We start from the raw sequence: 2,965 nt of genomic DNA on the forward strand, positions 1-2,965 counted from the left end.
ACAGCGCGCACGGGATAAGGGTGAACAGCGCGTTAATCGTAGAGAGGACGTGGGGTGCCTGAGTTGCCTGTCCCGGGGCGTAATCCACCATGCCAAGCACCCAGCCGACCACCGCCCCACCCAGCGCCAGGCCGAATTTGATGGCAAACAGCGCGGTGGAGAAGACCAGCCCGTCCAGGCGACGACCGCTGCGGTGCTCTTCGTAGTCGACCACATCGGAGAACATGGTCCACTGCAGCGGCGTGGTCAGGTTTTGCACAAAGCTAAAGACGATGTTGAGGCCAAAAATCAGCCACACCTGTGAAGGCGGCAGGAAGAAAATCAGCGCGCCGAAAATGACGAAGGAAATAATGGTCCACTGATAGGCGCGTACGCGATCAAATTTCCCCAGCAGCCGTTCAGATAATAAAGCGCCGCTTAAGGAAGCGACCATTCCGGAAACAATAAAGGCAAAAACCAGCTCCGGGCGCAACAGCACGTAGTTCACGTAATACATGGTGGCGGAACCGCGCGTCACCACCGCCGTTAACAGCAAAATATTAAACAGGAACACAATACGCCACTGGCTGTTGCCGGCCAGCAGTTTTAAATCGGTGAGCATGGAGCCGGAGGTATCATTGCGCGGCGAATAGCGCTCGCGGGTCATCAGGAAACAGCAGAAAAAAAGCACAATGCCCAGCAGCCCCATCAGGCTCATGGCATAGAAATAGCCTTTCTGCACGTTGCCCTGACCTAACAATGAAACCAGCGGCAGGGCGATGACCGTCACAATCAACCCGCCGATAAACGACAGGCCAAAGCGCCACGACTGCAGGGAGTGACGCTCGCGCGGGTCTAACGTCAGCGCGCCAGGCATGGCGCAGTAAGGCACGTTAATGGCGGAGTAAATCAGGCTTAAGATCGCGTAGGTCAGGCAGGCATAAACGATTTTCGCCGTCGGTCCCACGTCCGGTACATAGAAAGTGATAAGGCAGCTTACGCCAAACGGAATGGCGAACCACAGCAGCCAGGGACGGAAACGACCGTGACGCGTCTGGGTGCGATCCACCAGGGCGCCAATGCACGGGTCGACAAACGCATCAACCACGCGCACCACTAAAAACATGGTGCCCATAATCGCGGCGGGCAGCCCAAAAACGTCCGTATAGAAATAGGCGAGAAATAACGTTGCCGTTTGCCAGACCAGCGCGCTGGCCATATCACCTAAGCCATAACCTATTTTATCTTTGGTACGCAATACAGAGGAGAGTGTCATTGTTATTTGCCTTTTTATCAGGTTAAAACGTATTTCAACCAGTTGCGCATCATCTGAAGGGAAATGCGCATGTAAGGCTCAAGTATTAGCAACGGTTTGCGCGCTAACAATTGTCTAAATTGACAGGCAAATTATGATATTTGGTTTTTTACTTTATTTGTGATGGGGAGCAAATAAGAGGGGGAAATAAAAAAGGCGAGGAATAATATCCTCGCCTTTTCGGGTCAGCGCGGCGTTACTTGTTCAGTTCCGCCAGGCTCAGCCAGGTTTGCACCACGGTGTCCGGGTTCAGGGACAGGCTATCAATCCCCTCTTCCATCAGCCATGCGGCAAAGTCTTCATGGTCGGATGGACCCTGACCACAAATCCCAACGTATTTACCCTGCTTCTTCGCCGCGCGGATGGACATGGAGAGCAGCGCCTTCACCGCCTCGTTACGCTCGTCGAACAGCTCGGAGACCACGCCGGAATCGCGGTCCAGACCCAGCGTCAGCTGCGTCATGTCATTCGAACCGATAGAGAAGCCGTCGAAGTGCTCCAGGAACTGCTCGGCCAGCAGGGCGTTAGACGGAATTTCACACATCATGATGATCTTCAGCCCGTTCTCGCCGCGCTTCAGCCCCTGACGCGCCAGCTCGTCCACAACCGCTTTCGCCTGATCCACGGTACGTACGAACGGAATCATGATCTCCACGTTGGTCAGCCCCATGTCGTTGCGCACGCGCTTCACCGCCTCACACTCCAGCGCGAAGCAGTCGCGGAAGCTGTCGGACACGTAGCGTCCGGCCCCGCGGAAGCCCAGCATCGGGTTCTCTTCTTCCGGCTCGTAGCGCTCGCCGCCGACCAGGTTGGCGTATTCGTTAGACTTAAAGTCAGACAGACGCACGATCACGCGTTTCGGATAGAAGGCGGCGCCCAGCGTCGCGATGCCTTCGGTCAGACGGCCGACGTAGAACTCTTTCGGCGAGTCGTAGCCTTTCATCATCTCGCGGATTTCGTTCTGCAGCTTCGGATCCTGGTCGTCAAACTCCAGCAGCGCACGCGGGTGAACGCCGATCATACGGTTGATGATAAACTCCAGGCGCGCCAGGCCTACGCCTTCGTTCGGCAGGCAGGCGAAGTCGAACGCGCGGTCCGGGTTACCGACGTTCATCATGATCTTCAGCGGCAGATCCGGCATGGTATCCACGCTGGAGCTCTTCACGCTGAAGTCGAGGATATCGGCATACACGTAGCCGGTATCGCCTTCGGCACAGGAGACGGTCACGTTCTGTCCGTCCTTCATGCGCTCGGTAGCATCACCGCAGCCGACAACCGCAGGAATACCCAGTTCGCGGGCAATGATCGCCGCGTGACAGGTACGGCCGCCGCGGTTGGTGACGATAGCCGCCGCTTTCTTCATGATCGGTTCCCAGTCAGGGTCGGTCATGTCGGTCACCAGCACGTCGCCGGGCTCAATACGGTTCATCTCGCTGATGTCGTGGATCACTTTGACCGGACCGGCACCGATGCGGTGACCGATGGCACGGCCTTCCGCCACGATTTTGCCCTGCGCGTGCAGCGTATAACGCTCCATTACCTGACCGCGTGAGCGGACGGTTTCCGGACGCGCCTGCACGATAAACAGCTTGCCGGTGTTCCCGTCTTTCGCCCATTCGATATCCATCGGACGGCCGTAGTGTTTTTCAATCTGCACCGCCTGCTTCGCCA

At 56.8% G+C, this 2,965-nt stretch carries 2 protein-coding genes; both read right to left on the reverse strand.

What is annotated here, in order from left to right; translation table 11 throughout:
• Positions 1-1,255: MFS transporter (locus DOU50_RS00620; RefSeq protein WP_148768505.1), on the reverse strand; the 1,255-nt coding region annotated here is incomplete at its 3' end.
• A gap of 235 nt (positions 1,256-1,490) precedes the next feature.
• Positions 1,491-2,965, reverse strand: a 1,475-nt coding sequence (ppsA, locus tag DOU50_RS00625) for a phosphoenolpyruvate synthase (RefSeq protein WP_148768506.1), incomplete at its 5' end; no start/stop codon positions are given.

The sequence above is a fragment of the Enterobacter sp. C6 genome (assembly GCF_008122455.1).
Taxonomy (GTDB): Bacteria; Pseudomonadota; Gammaproteobacteria; order Enterobacterales; family Enterobacteriaceae; genus Enterobacter; species Enterobacter pseudoroggenkampii.